We start from the raw sequence: 3569 nt of genomic DNA on the forward strand, positions 1-3569 counted from the left end.
GTTCCGGCTCATTTTCATAGGCCTCGCCATAGACGCCCTTGATGACTTGAGGGGTCGCGGCATGATCGCCGAAGGAAGCGCGCATGGCATCCGATATTTCGCCGACCGTGGCGCGGGCTCGGGCCGCCGCGATGGCGGCTTCCAGCAGGTTGCCCTTGCCGCTCTGTGCGATCTCTGCCAGGGCCGCCAGCGCCTCGCGCACGGCTCCGCCATCGCGGCGCCGCTTCGTTTCCTCAATACGTCTGATCTGCGCTTTGCGCACCGCGCTGTTGTCGATCTCCAGAATGTCGATCGGCTGCTCGGTGTCGAGCCGGTAGCGGTTGACGCCGACGATGACCTCGTCGCCCTTGTCGACGGCTGCCTGGCGGCGCGCGGCCGCTTCCTCGATCAGCCGTTTCGGCAGGCCTTCCGCTACGGCCTTGGTCATGCCGCCCAGTGCCTCGACTTCCTCCATCAAGGCCCAGGCCTTGTCGGCAAGCTCGGCCGTCAGGCTTTCGACATAGTAGGAGCCCGCCAGGGGATCGACCACTTTTGTCACGCCGGTTTCGTGGCTCAGGATCAGCTGCGTATTGCGGGCAATGCGCGAGGAGAATTCCGTCGGCAGCGCGATCGCCTCGTCGAAGGAGTTGGTGTGCAGCGACTGCGTGCCGCCGAGCACGGCCGACATCGCCTCGAAAGCGGTGCGGATGATGTTGTTATAAGGGTCCTGCTCCTGCAGCGAGACGCCGGAGGTCTGGCAATGGGTGCGCAGCATCAGCGAGGACTGTTTCTCCGGATGAAACCCTTCCATGATCCGCGTCCAGAGCAGGCGGGCGGCGCGCAGCTTGGCGGCTTCCATGAAGAAGTTCATGCCGATGGCGAAGAAGAAGGACAGGCGGCCGGCGAATTCGTCGACGCTCAGGCCTTTAGCGATGGCGGCGCGCACATATTCGCGGCCGTCGGCCAGCGTGAAGGCCAGTTCCTGCACCAGCGTCGCGCCGGCTTCCTGCATGTGGTAGCCGGAGATCGAGATGGAGTTGAACTTCGGCATCTCGCGGGCGGTATAGTCGATGATATCGGCAACGATCCGCATCGAAGGTTCGGGCGGATAGATATAGGTGTTGCGGACCATGAACTCCTTGAGGATGTCGTTCTGAATGGTCCCCGAGAGCTCGGCCCGTGGAACGCCCTGCTCCTCGCCGGCCACGATGAAGGAGGCAAGGATCGGGATGACGGCACCGTTCATGGTCATCGACACCGACATTTCGCCGAGCGGAATGCCGTCGAACAGGATCTTCATGTCCTCGACGCTGTCGATTGCCACACCCGCCTTGCCGACATCACCCTCGACGCGCGGATGATCGCTGTCATAGCCGCGGTGGGTGGCAAGATCGAAGGCGACCGACAGGCCCTTCTGGCCGGCCGCCAGATTGCGGCGATAAAAGGCGTTCGATTCCTCTGCCGTCGAGAAGCCGGCATATTGGCGGATCGTCCAAGGCCGGCCGGCATACATCGTCGCCCGCGGGCCGCGGGTGAAAGGCGAAAAGCCGGGAAGCGAACCAAGGTGCCCGGCGCCGTCGAGATCCTCGGCCGTATAGAGCGGCTTGACGGCAATGCCTTCCGGCGTCTGCCAGGTCAGCGTTTCGGGCGAGCGGCGCAGTTCCTTTTGCGCAAGCTCGGCCCAATCCGACAGCGTCTTCTTCGTCATGCGGTTCCTCCGGCTTTTTTCATCCCAACCCTACCATTTCACAGGCTCCTCGTGCGATAGAGCCCGAACAGGATGATTTTAGGCCGAGCCGGCCTAAAATCTGAATCCTGTTCTACATTATATAGTTAGAGCATGATGTCGTCCGAAAACCGCTCGCACTTTTCGGCATCATGCTCTTGGATAATTAATGCGGCAAATCCTTGATTTCYATTGCCGGCTTTGGGACCCGCCTCATGAAGACCATGCAGATCTATGCCTTCGACATGAACTGCGTCGGGCACATCAACCACGGCCTGTGGACGCACCCGCGCGATCGCTCAGCGCATTATACCGATCTCGACTACTGGACAGAGTTTGCCAAGACCGCCGAACGCGGCAAGCTGGACGGCATCTTCCTGGCCGATATCGTCGGTGTCTATGACGTCTACAGGGGCAGTCCGTCGCCGGTGATCGAGACGGGCGCGCAGATCCCGGTCAATGATCCGCTGATCCCGATTTCGGCGATGGCTTATGTGACGAAACATCTTGGTTTCGGCGTCACCGTCAACACCACCTATGAGCCACCCTTCCTGCTGGCGCGGCGCATGTCGACGCTCGATCACCTGACCAAGGGACGGATCGGCTGGAACATCGTCACCGGCTATCTCGACAGTGCCGCCCGCAGCATGGGTTTCGACAAGCTGCCGGAACATGATGCGCGCTACGATGCAGCCGAGGAATATCTCGAGATCCTCTACAAGCTCTGGGAAGGGAGCTGGGACGACGATGCGGTACTGCGTGACAAGGCAGGCGGCATCTATGCCGATCCCTCCAAAGTGCGCACTGTTCGTCACGACGGCAAATATTACCGGATGGAAGGCATCCATCTTTCCGAGCCCTCGCCTCAGCGCACGCCCCTGCTCTTTCAGGCCGGCGCCTCGGCACGCGGGCGGGATTTCGCCGCGCGCCACGCCGAATGCGTCTTCATCGCCGGGCCCAATCCCAAGGCGGCCAGGTCGACCGTCGATGCGCTGCGGGCGAAGGCGGAGGAATTCGGCCGCGGCGCCGACGCATTGAAAATCCTGAGCCTGATCACTGTTGTCGTCGGGCGGACGGAGAAGGAAGCACGGGACAAGCTGGAGGGGTACCGCCGCCATGCGAGCGTCGAGGCCTCGCTTGCGCATTACTCCGCCTCCGTCGGTATCGACTTTTCGAAGTATGGATTGGACGACGTCATCGACCAGAGCTCGACCAACGCCAATCAATCCGCACTTGCGGCCATTACGAAACAGGCGGCGAAGCCGGTAACGTTGCGTGACATCATCGACCAGATGGTGCTCGGCAGCCGGATGAAGCCGATTGTGGGCTCACCCAACCAGATCGCCGATCATCTTACGACATGGATCGAAGAGGGTGGAATCGACGGCTTCAATCTGGCGCGGACAGTGGCGCCGGAAAGCCTGCGCGATTTCGTCGAGCTGGTCGTCCCGGTGCTGCAGGAGCGCGGTGTCTTCAAGGCGGACTATGCTGCAGGACCCTTGCGGCAGAAGCTTTTCGGCGGCGGGAACGGCAGGTTGCCCGCCGCTCATCCCGCCGCCCAATTCCGGCGCTGATTTATCGGTGGTCCAGTCTGGCGACCAGCCGGTCGCCAAGCCACTGGATGCCGCAGACGAGCACGATGAGGACGGCCACCACCGCGATCATCACACTGGTTTCGAAACGCTGATAGCCATAGCGGATGGCGAGATCGCCGAGGCCGCCGGCGCCGATCGCGCCCGCCATGGCCGAGGCGCCGATCAGCGTCACCAGCGTGACGGTGAAACCGGCGACGATGCCTGGCAGCGCTTCAGGCACTAGCACCTCACGGATGATCGTCCAGCGATTGCCGCCCATGGCGCGCACG

The 3569-nt window shown here is 62.2% G+C and carries 3 protein-coding genes; 1 reads left to right on the forward strand and 2 read right to left on the reverse strand.

Annotated elements, in window-relative coordinates; genetic code table 11:
* The coding region (scpA, locus tag AC1D1Z_RS35235; protein WP_477853412.1) for a methylmalonyl-CoA mutase at nucleotides 1–1687 on the reverse strand (1687 nt) is incomplete at its 3' end.
* A gap of 233 nt (nucleotides 1688–1920) precedes the next feature.
* Here scpA and AC1D1Z_RS35240 point away from each other — a divergent pair.
* Nucleotides 1921–3279, forward strand: a complete 1359-nt coding sequence (locus AC1D1Z_RS35240) for an LLM class flavin-dependent oxidoreductase (RefSeq protein WP_131647139.1) — start codon at nucleotides 1921–1923, stop codon at nucleotides 3277–3279.
* A gap of 1 nt (nucleotide 3280) precedes the next feature.
* Here the strand turns inward: AC1D1Z_RS35240 and AC1D1Z_RS35245 are convergent.
* Nucleotides 3281–3569 (reverse strand): ABC transporter permease subunit (locus AC1D1Z_RS35245; protein ID WP_477853414.1); only part of this gene is annotated, 289 nt, incomplete at its 5' end.

This window comes from Rhizobium sp. P1_E1 (assembly GCF_056406015.1).

Coding starts and splice junctions, on each gene's coding strand:
- AC1D1Z_RS35240 (WP_131647139.1), top strand. CDS start 1,921: ATGAAGACCATGCAGATCTATGCCTTCGACATGAACTGCGTCGGGCAC.